The 15,707-nt window shown below is 67.7% G+C and carries 17 protein-coding genes; 10 read left to right on the top strand and 7 right to left on the bottom strand.

Annotated features, from left to right (window positions below; genetic code table 11):
- Positions 1 to 25: 25 nt before the first annotated feature.
- From Q8S30_RS08635 to rsxA, 7 genes are read right to left on the bottom strand one after another with little or no spacing between them, the layout of a single operon-like run.
- A complete protein-coding gene (locus Q8S30_RS08635) occupies positions 26 to 283 on the bottom strand; it encodes an RnfH family protein (protein WP_305665603.1) in 258 nt (85 codons plus the stop codon).
- On the bottom strand, positions 280 to 1,023 hold the full coding sequence (locus Q8S30_RS08630; protein ID WP_305665602.1) for an electron transport complex subunit E: 744 nt from the start codon (positions 1,021 to 1,023) through the stop codon (positions 280 to 282). The genes Q8S30_RS08635 and Q8S30_RS08630 overlap by 4 nt, the downstream gene beginning before the upstream one ends.
- Positions 1,020 to 1,679: an electron transport complex subunit RsxG gene (gene rsxG, locus Q8S30_RS08625; RefSeq protein ID WP_305665601.1), complete on the bottom strand. Its 660-nt coding sequence runs from the start codon at positions 1,677 to 1,679 to the stop codon at positions 1,020 to 1,022. The genes Q8S30_RS08630 and rsxG overlap by 4 nt, the downstream gene beginning before the upstream one ends.
- Positions 1,676 to 2,761 (bottom strand): RnfABCDGE type electron transport complex subunit D, encoded by a 1,086-nt coding sequence (locus Q8S30_RS08620; RefSeq protein ID WP_305665600.1) that lies wholly within the window; start codon positions 2,759 to 2,761, stop codon positions 1,676 to 1,678. The genes rsxG and Q8S30_RS08620 overlap by 4 nt, the downstream gene beginning before the upstream one ends.
- Entirely contained in the window at positions 2,758 to 4,293 is a 1,536-nt protein-coding gene (gene rsxC / locus Q8S30_RS08615) for an electron transport complex subunit RsxC (RefSeq protein ID WP_305665599.1), read from the bottom strand. Before rsxC ends, Q8S30_RS08620 begins: the two co-directional genes overlap by 4 nt.
- Entirely contained in the window at positions 4,293 to 4,871 is a 579-nt protein-coding gene (locus Q8S30_RS08610; protein WP_305665598.1) for an RnfABCDGE type electron transport complex subunit B, read from the bottom strand. Before Q8S30_RS08610 ends, rsxC begins: the two co-directional genes overlap by 1 nt.
- Positions 4,872 to 4,890: 19 nt before the next feature.
- A complete protein-coding gene (gene rsxA / locus Q8S30_RS08605; protein WP_305665597.1) occupies positions 4,891 to 5,472 on the bottom strand; it encodes an electron transport complex subunit RsxA in 582 nt (193 codons plus the stop codon).
- 280 nt (positions 5,473 to 5,752) lie between these two features.
- Here rsxA and Q8S30_RS08600 point away from each other — a divergent pair, with 280 nt between their 5' ends.
- From Q8S30_RS08600 to nifE, 10 genes are all read left to right on the top strand, one after another.
- The gene (locus Q8S30_RS08600; protein ID WP_305665596.1) at positions 5,753 to 7,054 is read left to right on the top strand and encodes an FprA family A-type flavoprotein; all 1,302 of its coding nucleotides are present in this window, start codon (positions 5,753 to 5,755) and stop codon (positions 7,052 to 7,054) included.
- Positions 7,055 to 7,068: 14 nt separating this feature from the next.
- Complete coding sequence (gene fdxC, locus Q8S30_RS08595; RefSeq protein ID WP_305665595.1) at positions 7,069 to 7,356, top strand: ferredoxin FdxC; 288 nt, start codon at positions 7,069 to 7,071, stop codon at positions 7,354 to 7,356.
- Between the two features lie 47 nt (positions 7,357 to 7,403).
- Complete coding sequence (gene fdxN / locus Q8S30_RS08590) at positions 7,404 to 7,604, top strand: ferredoxin FdxN (RefSeq protein WP_305665594.1); 201 nt, start codon at positions 7,404 to 7,406, stop codon at positions 7,602 to 7,604.
- A gap of 1 nt (position 7,605) precedes the next feature.
- Positions 7,606 to 8,082 carry a SoxR reducing system RseC family protein gene (locus Q8S30_RS08585; protein WP_305665593.1) on the top strand — a complete coding sequence of 159 codons (477 nt, stop codon included), beginning with the start codon at positions 7,606 to 7,608 and terminating at the stop codon, positions 8,080 to 8,082.
- Positions 8,079 to 9,167 carry an FAD:protein FMN transferase gene (locus Q8S30_RS08580; RefSeq protein ID WP_305665592.1) on the top strand — a complete coding sequence of 363 codons (1,089 nt, stop codon included), beginning with the start codon at positions 8,079 to 8,081 and terminating at the stop codon, positions 9,165 to 9,167. Before Q8S30_RS08585 ends, Q8S30_RS08580 begins: the two co-directional genes overlap by 4 nt.
- Positions 9,168 to 9,240: 73 nt before the next feature.
- Positions 9,241 to 9,612, top strand: coding sequence for a ferredoxin FdxD (fdxD, locus tag Q8S30_RS08575; RefSeq protein ID WP_305665591.1), 372 nt, complete (start codon positions 9,241 to 9,243; stop codon positions 9,610 to 9,612).
- A 259-nt stretch (positions 9,613 to 9,871) separates the two neighbouring features.
- Positions 9,872 to 10,759 (top strand): nitrogenase iron protein, encoded by an 888-nt coding sequence (nifH, locus tag Q8S30_RS08570; RefSeq protein WP_066811995.1) that lies wholly within the window; start codon positions 9,872 to 9,874, stop codon positions 10,757 to 10,759.
- 74 nt (positions 10,760 to 10,833) lie between these two features.
- Entirely contained in the window at positions 10,834 to 12,345 is a 1,512-nt protein-coding gene (gene nifD / locus Q8S30_RS08565) for a nitrogenase molybdenum-iron protein alpha chain (protein WP_305665590.1), read from the top strand.
- A 110-nt stretch (positions 12,346 to 12,455) separates the two neighbouring features.
- Positions 12,456 to 13,994, top strand: coding sequence for a nitrogenase molybdenum-iron protein subunit beta (gene nifK, locus Q8S30_RS08560; RefSeq protein ID WP_305665589.1), 1,539 nt, complete (start codon positions 12,456 to 12,458; stop codon positions 13,992 to 13,994).
- 180 nt (positions 13,995 to 14,174) lie between these two features.
- The gene (gene nifE / locus Q8S30_RS08555; protein WP_305665588.1) at positions 14,175 to 15,707 is read left to right on the top strand and encodes a nitrogenase iron-molybdenum cofactor biosynthesis protein NifE; all 1,533 of its coding nucleotides are present in this window, start codon (positions 14,175 to 14,177) and stop codon (positions 15,705 to 15,707) included.

Here is a 15,707-nt window from a genome sequence, read left to right as displayed (position 1 = left end):
GAAGTCTCCTTTGGGCGGGTGGTCCTTAACGGGTCTTTTCCAGAAATTCGGCCTCGGGATGGATCGGGCGGTAGATCTCGACCCGGTCGCCCTCCTTCAGCGGCCGGTCGAGCGGGCAGATCTGCCCGAAGATGCCGACCTTCATCACCGCAAGGTCGATTTCAGGGAACTGGGCCAGCAACCCTGAGCGTTCGATAGCCTCGCGCGGGGTGGCCGCCTCGGGCACATCGACATGTTTCCAGACCTGCACCGTCGGCTTGGCATAGGCGACGCCCACGATCATGACGGCTCTCCGGCTTGGGCTCCGGTGTCGGCCCGGGGTTCCAGCGCCCCCGCCGCGATGAACATCCGCTCGCCCCGCAGCGCCTCAAGCTCCTGCCTCAGGCCGGGCTTGCGGGCTTCCAGCATTGCTTTCAGCGCCAGGATCAGCCCCAGAACGATGAAGCCGCCGGGCGGCAGGATGAGGATCAGGAAGCCCGGATGATCCGGAAACACCGTCCGTTCCAGAAAGGCGAAGCGCGGACCCAGCAGCAAGGAGGCCTGGGCAAAGATCGTGCCCGACCCCAGCAGCTCTCGCAGCGCGCCGATCAGCGTCAGCGCCGCGGTGAAGCCAAGCCCCATTGCCAACCCGTCCAGCGCCGAGGCGGCCAGGCCGCGGCGCGAGGCGAAGGCCTCGGCCCGGCCAAGGATCGCGCAATTGGTCACGATCAGCGCGATGAACAGGCCCAGAACCTTGTGCAGGTCATGGGCGAAGGCGTTGAGCGCCAGATCGACCACCGTCACGATACAGGCAATGATCAGCACGAAGGCGGGGATGCGGATTTCGCGGGCGATCACCCGGCGCAGCGCCGAAATGGCAAGGTTCGACAGGATCAGCACGGCGGTGGTAGCCAGCCCCATGCCAAGCCCGTTTGTGGCGGTGCCGGTGACCGCCAGCGCCGGGCAGAGCGCCAGCAACTGGCTGGTGACGATGTTCTTGTCCCAGAGCCCGTCGCGGAGGATCTTGCCGTAGTATTCGGTCATCGCTGTTGCTCCGTGTCAGGGGGTCTGGGCAAGGGCGCGGTCAGCTCTGCGCGGTGACGCGCGAACAGGGTCAGCCCGCGATGGACGGTGCGGACCACGGCGCGCGGGGTAATGGTGGCCCCCGAGAACTGGTCGAACTGGCCACCGTCGCGCTGCACCTTCCAGCCCGCGGGGCCGGGATCGGTCAGCGACAATCCGTCGAACGCCTCGATCCAGTCGCTCTTGGCGCGCTCGATCTTGTCGCCAAGGCCGGGCGTTTCTGTATGCGACAGCACCCGCACCCCCAGCAGGCTGCCATCGGGGGCGAGGCCGATCAGCACCCGGATTGCGCCGCTGTAACCCGGGCCCGTCAGCTCGAAGGCCAGGCCGGTGACGGTGCTGCCCCTGGCTGCGACATGGACGGTGACCCTGCCTTCCTCAGCGTCGTGCAGGATGCGCAGGTCGGCGGCGGGGTCATTATCATGCAGATCGGCGGGGATCACCTGCCGCAGCGAGGCGCGCAGGTCTTCGGCGGCGCGGGCGGCGATGGGGGCGCGCGTGGCCTCGCTGGCCCAGGACAGCAGCAGCGCCGAGACCAGCGAGAACAGGCCCAGCATCAGCGCCAGCCGGAGGGGGGAGCCGGTGGGGGCTGCGGCGGGAGGCGGGACGGTGGTCATGGCTTGCCCCGCGGCGGGCTGCCGGGCGCGGGCAAGGGTTTGCCGCTGCGGGTTCGGCCGAAGATCCGCGGGCGGACATAGGTTTCGATCAGCGGGGTGCAGGCGTTCATCAGCAGCACCGCGAAGGCCACGCCCTCGGGGAAGGCGCCAAAGCTGCGGATCACGAAGATCAGCGCGCCGATGCCGATGCCATAGACCATCTTGCCCGCGGCGGTGACCGGCGAGGTGACATAGTCGGTGGCGATGAAGAAGGCACACAGCATCACCGAGCCCGAGGTCAGGTGCAGCATCGGCGGTGCGAAACGGCCCGGGGCCAGCGCAGCGCTGATCCCCGACAGCACCGCCAGCGCGCCCAGAACCGACAGCGGGATCACCGGCGAGATGATCCGCATGGCCATCAGCCCGAGCCCGCCCAGCAAGATCAGTAGCGTGCTTGTCTCGCCCAGGCTGCCGGGCATGAGGCCGATCAGCCGGGCGCGCAGGTCGGGAAGCGTCGGCGCGATCTCGGCCATGCTGGCCCCGGCGCCAAGCTGGCTCTGGATCTGACTGAGGGTAGAGGCGGAGGAGATGGCGTCATACTCCTGCGCGCCCGCGAAGGTGATGGCGAGGCCCTGCCAGAGGTCGGGGCCGTTCAGCAGGCCCGGCGGCACCACCCAGGTGGTCATCTGCACCGGCAGCGCGATCACCAGCATCGCCCGCGCCACCATCGCCGGGTTGAAGAGGTTCTGTCCGAGCCCGCCGAACAGGTGCTTGCCGATGACGATGGCGATGCCCGATCCCAGTACCCCCACCCACCAGGGCGCATAGGGGGGCAACGTCATCGCCACCAGCCAGCCGGTCAGCAGCGCCGATCCGTCGCGGGCAAAGGGCGCGATGGGGCGGCGCGCGACCCAGAGCGACGCCACCTCGAACAGCCAGGCCGAGAGCAGGGTGACAAGGAACAGGAAGATCGCCGGCCAGCCGAACTGGTAGAGCGCGAAGCCGGTGGCCGGCGTCAGCGCCGCGATCACCGCCTGCATGGTGCGCGAGACGGTGAAGAGCGTGTGGGTATGGGGGCCAGCGCCGGTGATGTGCAGGGTCATGGCGCGGCCTGTGCGGGGGGCAGCTCTGCCACCGCGGCGCCGGGTTCGGTCGCCTTGCGCGCCGCCATCTCGGCCTTGCGCCGGGCCATCGCCTGCCGCTTGGCCTCGGCCATCGCGGCCTCGCGGGCCTGGCGCGCGATGGCCAGCCGCCGGGTTTCCTCCTGCTGGTGCTTGCGGCTCTGGGTTTCGGCCAGCTTGCCCTTGGCATGGTCGAAGGCCTGCACCAACGGGATACTGGACGGGCAGGCATAGGCGCAGGCGCCGCAGGCGATGCAATCCATCAGGCCGACCTTCACCGCCCCGTCCAGATCGCCGGCATGGATGCGGGCGTTCATCTCGAACGGGGTCAGCCCGCAGGGGCAGGCCTGCACGCAGGATCCGCAGCGGATGCAGGGCATCTGCGCGCTGGCGCGGGTCTCGGCGGCGGACAGCGCGAGGATACCGCAGGTGCCCTTGACCACCGGCACCCGCAGGTTCTGGATTGGCAGCCCCATCATCGGGCCCCCAAGCAGCACCCGGTCCGGCTCGGCCGTGAGCCCGCCGCAAAAGGCGATCACATCGGCAACCGGCGTGCCGATCAGCACCCGCACATTGGCCGGGCGGGCGATGGCGCGGCCCGAAACGGTGAGGATGCGCGAGATCAGCGGCTCGCCGTAGCGCACCGCAAGATGCACGGCATGGGCGGTGCCGACATTGTAGACCAGCACTCCCAGTTCGGCGGTGCGGGCGCGGGCGGGGGTTTCCTTGCCGGTGACCGCCAGCACCAGATGCTTGGCCGAGCCCATCGGATATTGCGTCGGCACCACCGCGACCGAGAGCGCGATGCCAAGCGCATGCTTGTAGCGGCGCAGCGCGGCGATCGCCTCGGGCTTGTTGGCCTCGACGGCGATGACGATCCGGCTGACCCCAAGCGCGCGGGCCATGATGCCCGCGCCATCGACCAACCCCTCGGCATGTTCGCGCATCAGCCGGTCATCGCAGGTCAGGTAGGGTTCGCATTCCGCGCCGTTCAGCAGCAGCAGGTCCAGCGCGTATTTCCGGCGCTGGTTCAGCTTGACTGCTGCCGGAAAGGCCGCGCCCCCCAGCCCGACGATGCCTGCGCGTTCGATCTGCGCGGCGATCTCGTCGGGGTTCGCATCCTCGGGGCGCAGGCGCGGCAGGCGCGGGCCCCAGCGATCCTCGCCATCGCTGCGGATGGTGATGGTCGGGATCGGCAGGTTTGACGGGTGCGGGGCGGTGAAATGCCCCACAGCGATCACCCGGCCCGAGGTGGGCGCGTGGATATTGGCCGACATCGCGCCGCGGGCCTGGCCGATCAGCTGGCCCTTCAGCACGATATCGTCGCGCCGCACCAAGGGTTCGGCCATCGCGCCGGAATGCTGCTGCAGCGGCACCCGGACCAGCGGCGGCACCGGCATGTCCAGCACCTCGGCCTCGGCCGTCAGGTGCTTGCCCGGCTCGGGGTGCACGCCGCCGCGGACCGCGAAGATCTGCGAGGGCCGGAGCAGGGCGGCGAGTGAGGGGAAGGCCATCAGGCTGTCCCCGCGCTTCGGCCGGGGGCGGCCGCGCCAAAGGCGAGCGCCGGCTTGTCCCAGTACCAGTTGTTCAGCGTGCGCGGCTTGCGGCGCGTGACGATGGCCTCGGTCGGGCAGATATCGACGCAGGCATCGCAGCCGATGCAGGCATCCATCACCACGGTATGGATCTGCTTGGCCGCGCCGACGATGGCATCGGTCGGGCAGCGCTTGAAGCATTTGCCGCAGCCGGTGCAATGATCCTCGAAGATGAAGGCGACCATCGGTTGCAGTTCGGCCATGCCGGCAATCGAGGCCTCGGCGCCCTCCTCGATGCCGACGATCTCGGCGAGCGCCAGCGCCACCTCGCGCCCGCCGGGCGGGCAGGCGGTGATGGGCGCCGCGCCCTCGGACATCGCCAGTGCCAGCCCGGCGCAGCCCGCAAAGCCGCAGGCGCCGCAATTGGTGCCGGGCAGGATCTTCTCGATCTCGCCGAGCAGCGGCGGTGTCTCGACATGAAAGCGCCGCGCCGCCAGCCCCAGCAGCAACCCCAGCCCCAGCCCGAGGGTCGACATCGCGGATGCAGCTACGATCATCGGCAGTCCTTTCCCTGTATCAGTTCGGCACGAGCCCGGCGAAGCCCATGAAGGCCATCGACAGCAGCCCGGCGGCGACAAAGGCGATGGGGGTGCCCGCAAAGGGGCCGGGCACCGCCAGCTGGGCCAGCCGCTCGCGCATGCCTGCAAAGATCACCAGCACCAGCGTGAAGCCCGCGGCCGAGCCGAAGCCGTAGAGCAGGCTTTCGGCGAGGCCATGCCGCTGCTGGATGTTCAGCAGCGCCACGCCCAGAACCGCACAGTTGGTGGTGATCAGCGGCAGATAGATCCCGAGCGCCCGGTGCAGCCCCGGCGAGAGCTTGCGCATCACCGTCTCGATAAACTGCACGATGGCCGCGATGACGAGGATCAGGCTGAGGATGCGCAGGACCTCCAGCCCCAGCGGGGCGAGGATCAGCGTTTCCACCGCCCAGCTGGCACCCGCCGCCAGTGTCAGCACGAAGGTGGTGGCAAGGCCCATGCCGATGGCCGCATCGGTCTTGCGCGACACGCCCATGAACGGGCAGAGGCCGAGGAACTTGACCAGCACCACGTTGTTCACCAGCGCCGTGCCGAGAAGAATCAGGAAGACATCTTGCATCGGCACTCCTTTCGGCGGCTGGGCCCTTTGACGGATCGCAGCAAGGCGCGTGCCAAGTGCTTTGGGGCAGGGCGTTAGGTGGGCGGTCCGGCGCGGGGCAGGTAGCTCGGGCCGCGGACGCCGCGCCCGCCGCACATTGTCGGCTTCCCGACAGTTTGTCGGACCTTGAGGGTCAGGGCCTGCGCTGCAATCGCCCATCCGTCGCCCGCCGTCGCCGCACCGCTTGGCACGGCGCTTGCTGCGGTCCCTGTACCTGACCTGCGCAACCCCGGATCACCCCTTGGCCGCTGCATCCTTCGCCTCATCTTCTGCCGTGCGGAGCCTGATCGGTCCCGATGGCCCGGTCGCGCTGGCTGAGGGAGTGCACTGGATCGGCGCTCTCGATCCCGATCTGCGCAGCTTCGACGTGATCGTGCGCACCGCGAACGGCACCAGCTACAACGCCTATGCGGTGCGCGGATCGGGCGGCGTGGCGATCATCGACACGGTGAAGGCGGAATTTGCCGGGGCGTTCTTTGCCCGGCTGGAAGCGGTGGCGCGCTATGACGAGATCCGCTTCATCGTGCTCAACCATCTGGAACCCGACCATACCGGCGCGCTGCCCGAATTGCTGCGGCGCGCCCCGCAGGCGCAGGTGCTGCTGTCGCCGCGCGGTCTGCCACTGCTACGGGCGCTGCTGCGCGATGACTTCGGGCGCTATGACATCCGGCCCGTGACGACCGGCGAGACGGCTTCGCTGGGCGACTGCGCGCTGGAGTTCTTCACCACGCCCTATGTGCACTGGCCCGATACGCAATGCACATGGTTCGCCCGCCAGCGCATCTTGTTCACCTGCGACCTGTTCGGCAGCCATTTTTGCGATGCGCGGCTGTTCAATGACGAGGCCGGCGATTTCCGGTTGGCCTTCGAGCATTACTTCGACCGCATCATGCGGCCCTTCCGCAGCTTCGTGACCGAGGCGTTGGATCTGCTCGAACCGCTGGATTTCGCGCTGATCGCGCCCTCGCACGGGCCGATCCTGCGGACGAACCCGCGCGATTACCTGCAGCGGACCCGGGCACTGGCCAAGGCCCGTCTGGGGGCGGGGCCCGAGAAGGCGCTGCTGGTCATCTATGTCTCGGCCTACGGGGCGACGGCGGGGCTGGCGCAGGCGATCCATGACGGGGCCGAGCAGGAGCCGGGGGTGCGCGCCGCGCTGTTCGATCTGGAGGGGGCCGAGATCGCGCCGCTGCTGGACCTGATCGAGGCCGCCGATGGCATCGCACTGGGCAGCCCGACCATCAACGGCGATGCGGTGCGGCGGATCTGGGACCTGATGGCGGCGCTGGCCGAGATCGAGCTGCGCGGCAAGCTGGGGGCGGCCTTCGGCTCTTACGGCTGGTCGGGCGAGGCGGTGCGGATGATCGAGACGCGGCTGCAAGGCCTGAAGCTGCGCCTGCCAGAACCGGGGCTGCGGGTCCGGCTGCATCCCAGTGCCGAGGAACTTGCCGAGGGGCAGGACTTTGGCCGTCGTCTTGCCGCGCATCTGTGCGGGCGGGCGCCAGCCCGGGTGCTGGATGCCCCCGAAGCTGCGGCGGGCTGAGAAAAGGACGGGCCATGGAAAAAGCGACGCTGACCTTCACCGATGTGGCGACCACGGTCACCGTGCCGGCCGGAACCCGGATCATCGAGATGTCCGAGAAGGTCGGCTCGGGGATCACCTATGGCTGCCGCGAGGGCGAATGCGGCACCTGCCTGACCCATGTGATCGAGGGGGCCGAGAACCTGTCGGAACCCTCGGCGCTGGAGCTGCGGGTGCTGGCCGAGAACATGGCCGGCCGCAAGGACCGGCTGGCCTGCCAATGCCGGATCCTTGGCGGCGCGGCCAAGGTGCGCCCCGGCTGAACTGCAACCTGCGGGCAGCCGCCCGCGACCCCTGAAAGGACCCCATCATGGCCATGAAGATCGATGCCGAGCTTTGCACCGCCTGCGGCGATTGCGAGCCGGTCTGCCCAACCAGTGCGATTGCGCCCAAGCGCGGCGTCTATGTCATCAATGCCGCGATCTGCACCGAATGCGAGGGCGAGCATGATCTGCCGCAATGCCTCAACGCCTGCATGACCGATGGCTGCATCATTCCGGTCGACCTCTAGCATGGGCCCCGGCACTGGCTGCGGCGAGGGCGCGCCGCGCATCCTGTGCGAAAGGCTGAAGGTGCTGGCGGTCGCGGCCGATCACCTTGTGCTTGCCGCCGACCGCGCGGCGGGCTGTGCGGGCTGTGCCGCGCGCGCAGGCTGCGGGGCAGGGGCGCTGGCCGGAATGGCTGGCCCCACGGTGCTGTCGATTGCCCGGCCCGAGGGGTTTGTCGTCCGGCCCGGGGATGAGATCGAGCTGGCGATGGCCGGCAATGCCTTTCTGGCGGCGGCGGGGCTGGCCTATCTGCTGCCCGCCGCGGCGCTGGTGGCGGCGGTCTGCGGCGCGGCGGCCGCAGGGCTGTCCGATCTGGGGGCGGGTGCGGTCGGCGCGCTGGCACTGGCGCTGTCCTTCGTGCCACTGGCGCGGGCGGAGCGCCGAGGGGGTGCCGCGCTGGAGGTGCAGGCGGTGCATCCCGCGCCCGGCGGCCGCGCATGACTGCCCGCCGGGCCCTGCTGCCCGCCTTGCTGATAGTCGCCCTGCTGCTGGCGGGCGGGGCGCGGGCCCTGCGCCCTGCGCCGGCCGAGACTCGCGAGACGCTGTATCTGTTCGGCACTCTGGTCGAGATCGAGATCCACGGTGTGCCCGAGACGCAGGCCCGCGCCGCGATTGCGGGCCTCGGGCGTGATCTGCAGCAGATGCACCGCGACTGGCACGCCTGGCGGCCGGGGATGCTGGGCCGGCTCAATGCCGCGATTGCCGCCGGGCAGCCGATGACGGTCGATCCGGCGCTGGCGGCGCTGCTGGCCGAGGGGCAGCACCTGTCCTGCCTGTCGGGCGGGCTGTTCGATCCGGCGGTGGGCGGGCTGGTCGCGGCCTGGGGCTTTCACGCCGATACCCCGCCCGCGGGCGCGCCGCCCGGGGACGCGGTGATCAACGCGCTGCTGGCGGGCAGGCCCCGGATGGCCGATCTGCGGATCGCGGGAACCGAAGTGCGTTCCGTCAACCCGGCAGTGCAGCTGGATCTGGGCGCCTATGCCAAGGGCGCGGCGCTGGATCTGGCTGCGGACCGCCTGCGCGCGGCCGGTATCGCGGATGCGGTGCTGAATGCGGGCGGCGGGGTGCAGGTGATGGGCCGCCACGGCGCGCGGCAATGGCGGGTGGCGATCCGCGATCCCTTTGCCTGGGGGGTGGTGGCGGCCGTGTCGCTGCGCCCGGGCGAGGCGCTGCACAGCTCTGGCAACTACGAGCGGTTCTTCGAGGCGGGCGGGGTGCGGTTCTCGCATCTCCTAGACCCGCGCAGCGGGCGGCCGGTGCAGGGCATCGTCTCGGCCTCGGTGCTGGCGGGCAATGGCGCGCTGGCGGATGCGGCGGCGACCGCGCTGGCGGTGGCGGGCCCGGAGGATTGGCCGCGCGTTGCCGCCCGGATGGGGGTGACGGCGGCGCTGATGATCACCGATGACGGCGCGATCTTGGCCACGCCGGCGATGATGGCGCGGCTGGAGCCGGTGCCTGGCGGCTTTCCCGCACCCATCGAGGTGGTGGCGCTGCCCGACCCTTCGCCCACCCCGCCTTGCCCCTGAGCGGTTTGGCATGGGCCTTGCTGCGCGGAGGGAAGGACCAGCGCGTTTCCGAGACCAGCCAAAGAGGACAGCCATGCCGAACATCACCTTCCACTCGCCGATCATGAAGAAAGACAAGACCATCTATGCAGTGGCGGGCAATACCGCGACCCTGCTGGCGCTGGCCCGCGCGCATGAGATCCCGATCCCCTTCGACTGCGGCGATGGTATCTGCGGGTCCTGCCTGATCGAGGTGACGCTGCTGGCCGACAAGCCGCTGATGGGCATGGCGCTGACCGAAAAGGAAAAGGCGCGGCTGAAGGAGCTGCAGAAGATCACCGCCGCCGAGCTGGAACAGGCCGAGGTCAACGACATCCCGCCGCGGTTCCGCATGGCCTGCCAGTTCGTCCCACGCGACGAGGATGTGCTGGTCAGCTTCACCGGCACGCCCGGCGGCTCGGCCTGAACCCTGCCCGAACCGCGACCGCAAGGCCCCGCCGGGAACGGTCGGGGCCTTTGCCGTTGCGAAAGCCGACATTCGGCGCGGCGCCGGGGGGCGGGCCGACAAATTGTCGGGTCTGCTCCAAACCCTGGCGCATGGGTAAATACCTGCAAGTGAACAGAAATCCCTGCCGCAGGCTTGGCATGGTTCCTGCTGAATGGGGAGGGAGAGCGGTCGTGAACCGTCTCATGCACCCGCGAACATGAACCCAAGGGAGACCGTCATGGCCAAACTTCGTCAGATCGCCTTTTACGGCAAGGGTGGGATCGGCAAATCCACCACCTCGCAAAACACGCTCGCCGCGCTGGTCGAGATGGGTCAGAAGATCCTGATCGTCGGCTGCGATCCCAAGGCGGACTCGACCCGCCTGATCCTCAACACCAAGCTGCAGGACACTGTGCTGCACCTTGCCGCCGAGGCCGGTTCGGTCGAGGACCTCGAACTCGAGGATGTGATGAAGGTCGGCTACAAGGGCATCAAATGCACCGAGGCTGGCGGGCCGGAGCCGGGGGTGGGCTGCGCGGGGCGCGGCGTGATCACCGCGATCAACTTCCTCGAAGAGAACGGCGCCTATGAGGATGTCGACTACGTCTCGTATGACGTGCTGGGCGACGTTGTCTGCGGCGGCTTTGCGATGCCGATCCGCGAGAACAAGGCGCAGGAAATCTACATCGTGATGTCGGGCGAGATGATGGCGCTTTATGCCGCCAACAACATCGCCAAGGGCATCCTGAAATACGCCAATTCCGGCGGCGTGCGCCTGGGCGGGCTGATCTGCAACGAGCGCCAGACCGACCGCGAGCTGGAACTGGCCGAGGCGCTGGCCTCGCGGCTGGGCTGCAAGATGATCCACTTCGTGCCGCGCGACAATATCGTGCAGCATGCCGAACTGCGCCGCGAGACGGTGATCCAGTATGCGCCCGACAGCAAGCAGGCCGAGGAATACCGCGAGCTGGCCCGCAAGATCCACGCCAATTCGGGGCAGGGCGTGATCCCGACCCCGATCACCATGGAAGAGCTGGAAGATATGCTGATGGATTTCGGCATCATGCAGACCGAGGAAGACCGCGAAAAGCAGATCGCCGCGCTGGAAGCCAGCAAGGCGGGCTGATCCCCGCCGCTCTCGTCGCCAGGCGGGCCCACGGCCCGCCATTTCGGAAACGTTCAGTGAAAGGAGCCAAAAGGATGGCCAAAGATCACGCAAACGGCCCGGAAGAGCTCGAGTCCCTCATCAAGGAAGTGCTCGAAGCCTACCCGGAAAAGGCCAGGAAGAAACGCGCCAAGCATCTTGCGGTCACCACCGCGACCGATGAGGCGCCCGATCCCGTCACCGGCATCGCCTCGAACTGCGATGCCGCCAAATCCAACATCAAGTCGGTTCCCGGCGTAATGACCATCCGCGGCTGCGCCTATGCCGGCTCGAAAGGCGTGGTCTGGGGGCCGATCAAGGACATGGTCCATATCAGCCACGGCCCGGTGGGCTGCGGGCAATATTCCTGGAGCCAGCGCCGCAACTACTATGTCGGCGAGACCGGGGTGGACAGCTTCGTGACGATGCAGTTCACCACCGATTTCCAGGAAAAGGACATCGTCTTTGGCGGTGACAAGAAGCTGGAAAAGACCATCGACGAGATCAACGGGCTGTTCCCGCTGGCCAATGGCATCACCGTGCAGTCGGAATGCCCGATCGGCCTGATCGGCGACGATATCGAGGCGGTGGCCAAGAAGAAGCACAAGGACATCGGCAAGACCATCGTGCCGGTGCGCTGCGAGGGGTTTCGCGGGGTGTCGCAGTCGCTCGGCCACCACATCGCCAATGACGCGGTGCGCGACTGGATCTTTGAAAAACCCGAATCCGAGGCCGCGAAAAGCTATGAGCCCGGCCCCTATGACGTGAACATCATCGGCGATTACAATATCGGCGGCGATGCCTGGGCCTCGCGTATCCTGCTGGAGGAAATCGGGCTGAGCGTGGTGGGCTGCTGGTCGGGCGATGCGACGCTGGCCGAGATGGAGCGTGCGCCCAAGGCCCGGCTGAACCTGATCCACTGCTACCGGTCGATGAACTACATCTGCCGCTACATGGAGGAGAAATACGCCATCGGCTGGATGGAGTACAACTTCTTCGGCCCCACCCAGATCGCTGCCAGCCTGCGGGCCATCGCCGCGCAGTTTGACGCCACGATCCAGGAGAACGCTGAAAAGGTGATCGCCAAATATCAGCCGCTGGTCGATGCGGTGCTGGCGAAATACCGGCCCCGGCTCGAAGGCAAGTCGGTGATGCTCTATGTCGGGGGCCTGCGCCCGCGCCACGTGGTGACCGCCTATGACGATCTGGGCATGGTGATCGCCGGCACCGGCTATGAATTCGCCCATGCCGACGATTACAAGCGCACCGGCCATTACGTGAAGGAAGGCACGCTGATCTATGATGACGTGACCGGCTATGAGCTGGAGAAGTTCATCGAGAGGGTGCGCCCCGATCTTGTCGGTTCGGGGATCAAGGAAAAGTACCCGGTGCAGAAGATGGGGATCCCGTTCCGGCAGATGCACAGCTGGGACTATTCGGGCCCCTATCACGGCTATGATGGCTTTGCGATCTTTGCGCGCGACATGGACATGGCGATCAACAACCCGGTCTGGGGGCTGTTCGATGCGCCCTGGCTGGCGGCGCCGGCGGCCCTCGCGGCCGAGTGACCTGCTGCCCCGCAGCCTTTGGCGCGGGGCGGCGATCCGCGCCCCCGCCGCCTGTCTCCCCTGCAACGGCGCGTCCCGGAATGCGGACGGCCCAGGAAAGGAACTGACCCATGCCCCAATCGGCCGACAAGGTGCTTGACCATGCACCGCTGTTCCAGCAGCCCGAATACCGCGAGATGCTGGCCAACAAGAAACTGAAATTCGAATGCGGCCATACCGCCGAGACCATCACCCAGATCGGCGACTGGACGAAATCGTGGGAATACCGCGAAAAGAACCTCGCGCGCGAGGCGGTGACGATCAACCCCGCCAAGGCCTGTCAGCCGGTGGGGGCCGTGTTCGCCGCGCAGGGCTATGAGGGCACGCTGCCCTTCGTGCATGGCTCGCAAGGCTGCGTCGCCTATTACCGCAGCCACCTCAGCCGGCATTTCAAGGAACCCTCCTCGGCGGTTTCGTCCTCGATGACCGAGGATGCGGCGGTGTTCGGCGGGCTGACCAACCTGATCGAGGGGCTGGCCAATGCCCGCGCGCTCTACAAGCCCGCGATGATCGCGGTGTCGACCACCTGCATGGCCGAGGTGATCGGCGATGACCTCAATTCCTTCATCCAGAAGGCCAAGGAGGCCGAAAGCGTGCCGGGCGACTATCCGGTGCCCTTTGCCCATACCCCGGCCTTTGTCGGAAGCCATGTCGATGGCTATGACAATATGCAAAAGGGCATCTTGCACCAGTTCTGGCACGGGGCCGTGCGCGAGCCCGGCACCTCGATCAACATCATCCCCGGTTTTGACGGTTTCGCGGTGGCGAACAACCGCGAGATCAAGCGGATGCTGGATGCGATGGGGGTGGAGTTCACCTTCCTCGGCGATGTCTCGGATGTCTATGACACGCCCTCGGACGGCCAGTTCCGGATGTTCGACGGCGGCACCACGCTGGCCGCGGCCAAGGACGCGATCAACGCCAAGGCGACGCTGTCGATGCAGGCCTTCTGCTCGCCCAAGACGCTCGACTACGTCCGTGACACCGGGCAGGAGACGGCGGTGTTCAACTATCCGATGGGCGTGGGCGCGACCGATGCCTTCCTGATGAAAGTGTCGGAGCTGACCGGCCGCGCGATCCCGGACAGCCTTGCGCGCGACCGCGGCCGGCTGATCGACGCGATGGCCGACAGCCAGGCCTATCTGCATGGCAAGACCTTCTCGATCTTCGGCGATCCCGATTTCGTTCTGGGCATGGCCAAGTTCATCATGGAGATGGGCGGCGAGCCGGTTCATTGCCTGGCCACCAACGGCTCGAAGAAATGGGCCAAGCAGATGAAAGAGCTGCTGGCCTCCTCGCCCTTCGGCCATCAGGGTCAGGTCTGGGAGGGCAAGGACCTGTGGCACATGCGCTCGTTCCTGATGACCGAGCCGACCGATTTCCTGATCGGCTCGTCCTATGGCAAGTATCTGGAGCGGGATACCGGCATTCCGCTGATCCGCCTGACCTTCCCGATCTTCGACCGCCACCACCATCACCGCTTCCCGACCTGGGGCTATCAGGGCGGGCTGACGGTGCTGGTGAAGATCCTCGACGCAGTGTTCCTCAAGCTCGACACGGCGACCAGCGGCATCGGCGAGACCGATTACAGCTTTGACCTGACCCGCTGAGGGGCAGGGGCACGACCCGGGGGGGCCGGCGGCGTAAGCTGCCGGCCCTTGCCGTTGCGCGCTGTCGCAAAGCCGACAATGCGACATTGTGGGGTGCCGGGCCGCTGCAAACCCTGTCACGGCGGTCTGCCGAGTCTGGCACGGTCCTTGCTGTATCTTGGTCAGCAGGGGGTGAATGCCATGTCGGATGCCTTGACCAACCGGATCGCGCAGGTCTTCAACGAGCCTGGCTGCGCCACCAACACCGCCAAATCCGAAGTCAGCCGCAAGACCGGCTGCACCAAGCAACTGACCCCGGGCGCGGCGGCGGGGGGCTGCGCCTTTGACGGCGCGATGATCGCCCTGCAGCCGATCGTCGATGTGGCGCATCTGGTCCATGCGCCGCTGGCCTGCGCCGGCAATGGCTGGGACAACCGCTCCGCTGCCTCGTCGGGGGCCGAGACCTACCGGCTGGGCCTGACCACCGACCTGACCGAGCTGGATATCGTGATGGGGCAGGGCGAGAAGAAGCTGTTCCGCGCCATCCATGAGGTGATCGAGGCGCATCACCCGGCGGCGGTCTTTGTCTATGCCACCTGCGTCAGCGCGCTGATCGGCGACGATATCGGCGCGGTCTGCAAGGCGGCGTCGGCCAAATGGGGCACGCCCTGCATTCCGGTCGATGTGCCGGGTTTTGTCGGCTCGAAGAACCTTGGCAACAAGCTAGGGGCCGAGGCGCTGTTCGATCATGTCATCGGCACGCTCGAACCCGAAACGACCACCCCCTATGACATCAACATCATCGGCGATTTCAACCTGTCGGGCGAGCTGTGGCAGGTCAAGCCGCTGCTGGACCGGCTGGGGATCCGCATCCTTGGCTCGGTTTCGGGCGATGCGCGCTACCGGCAGGTGGCGATGGCGCACCGGGCGCGGGTGACGATGCTGGTCTGCTCCAAGGCCTTCGTGACGCTGGCGCGCAAGCTGGAGGAGCGTTGGGGCATCCCCTATTTCGAGGGCTCGTTCTACGGCATCTCGGACACGTCGGATGCGCTGCGCCGGATCTGCGGGCTGCTGATCGAGCGGGGTGCCCCGGCCGAGTTGGCCCTGCGCTGCGAGGCGCTGATCGCCGAAGAGGAAGCCCGCGCCCGCGCCGCGCTGGAACCCTACCGCCCCCGCGTGGAGGGGCGCCGGGTGCTGCTTTACACCGGCGGGCACAAGTCCTGGTCGGTGGTCTCGGCGCTGATGGAGCTGGGGATGGAGGTGGTCGGCACCTCGATGCGCAAGGCCACCGAGAACGACCGCGAGCGGGTGGTGCAGATCATGGGCGATGACAGCCACATGTATGAAAACATGGCCCCGCGCGAGATGTACACGATGCTGCGGGACGCCGGGGCCGATGTGCTGCTGTCGGGCGGGCGCAGCCAGTTCGTGGCGCTCAAGGCGCTGGTGCCCTGGGTCGATGTGAACCAGGAAAAGCACGAGGCTTATGCCGGATACATGGGCATGGTCGATCTGGTCCGCGCCATCGACCTGGCGCTGAACAACCCGATGTGGGCCGATCTGCGCAGCCCCGCGCCCTGGGATGCGCCGCTGGCCACGGGCGCGGTGCTGCCCGCGCCGCAGGGGGCCTGCCCGATCACCCATATCGCCGCGCATCCCGGCCAGCTGCCCGCGGCGCTGGCGCGGCCCCTGGCCGTCGCCAGCGGGTCTGCCACCGATTTCGAGGATTGCTGA

Origin of the sequence: Frigidibacter sp. (assembly GCF_030695035.1) — a bacterium.
GTDB lineage: Bacteria > Pseudomonadota > Alphaproteobacteria > Rhodobacterales > Rhodobacteraceae > Frigidibacter.
Note: the sequence above shows the minus strand (reverse complement) of the source record. Positions and strands in the feature narration are given on the sequence as shown.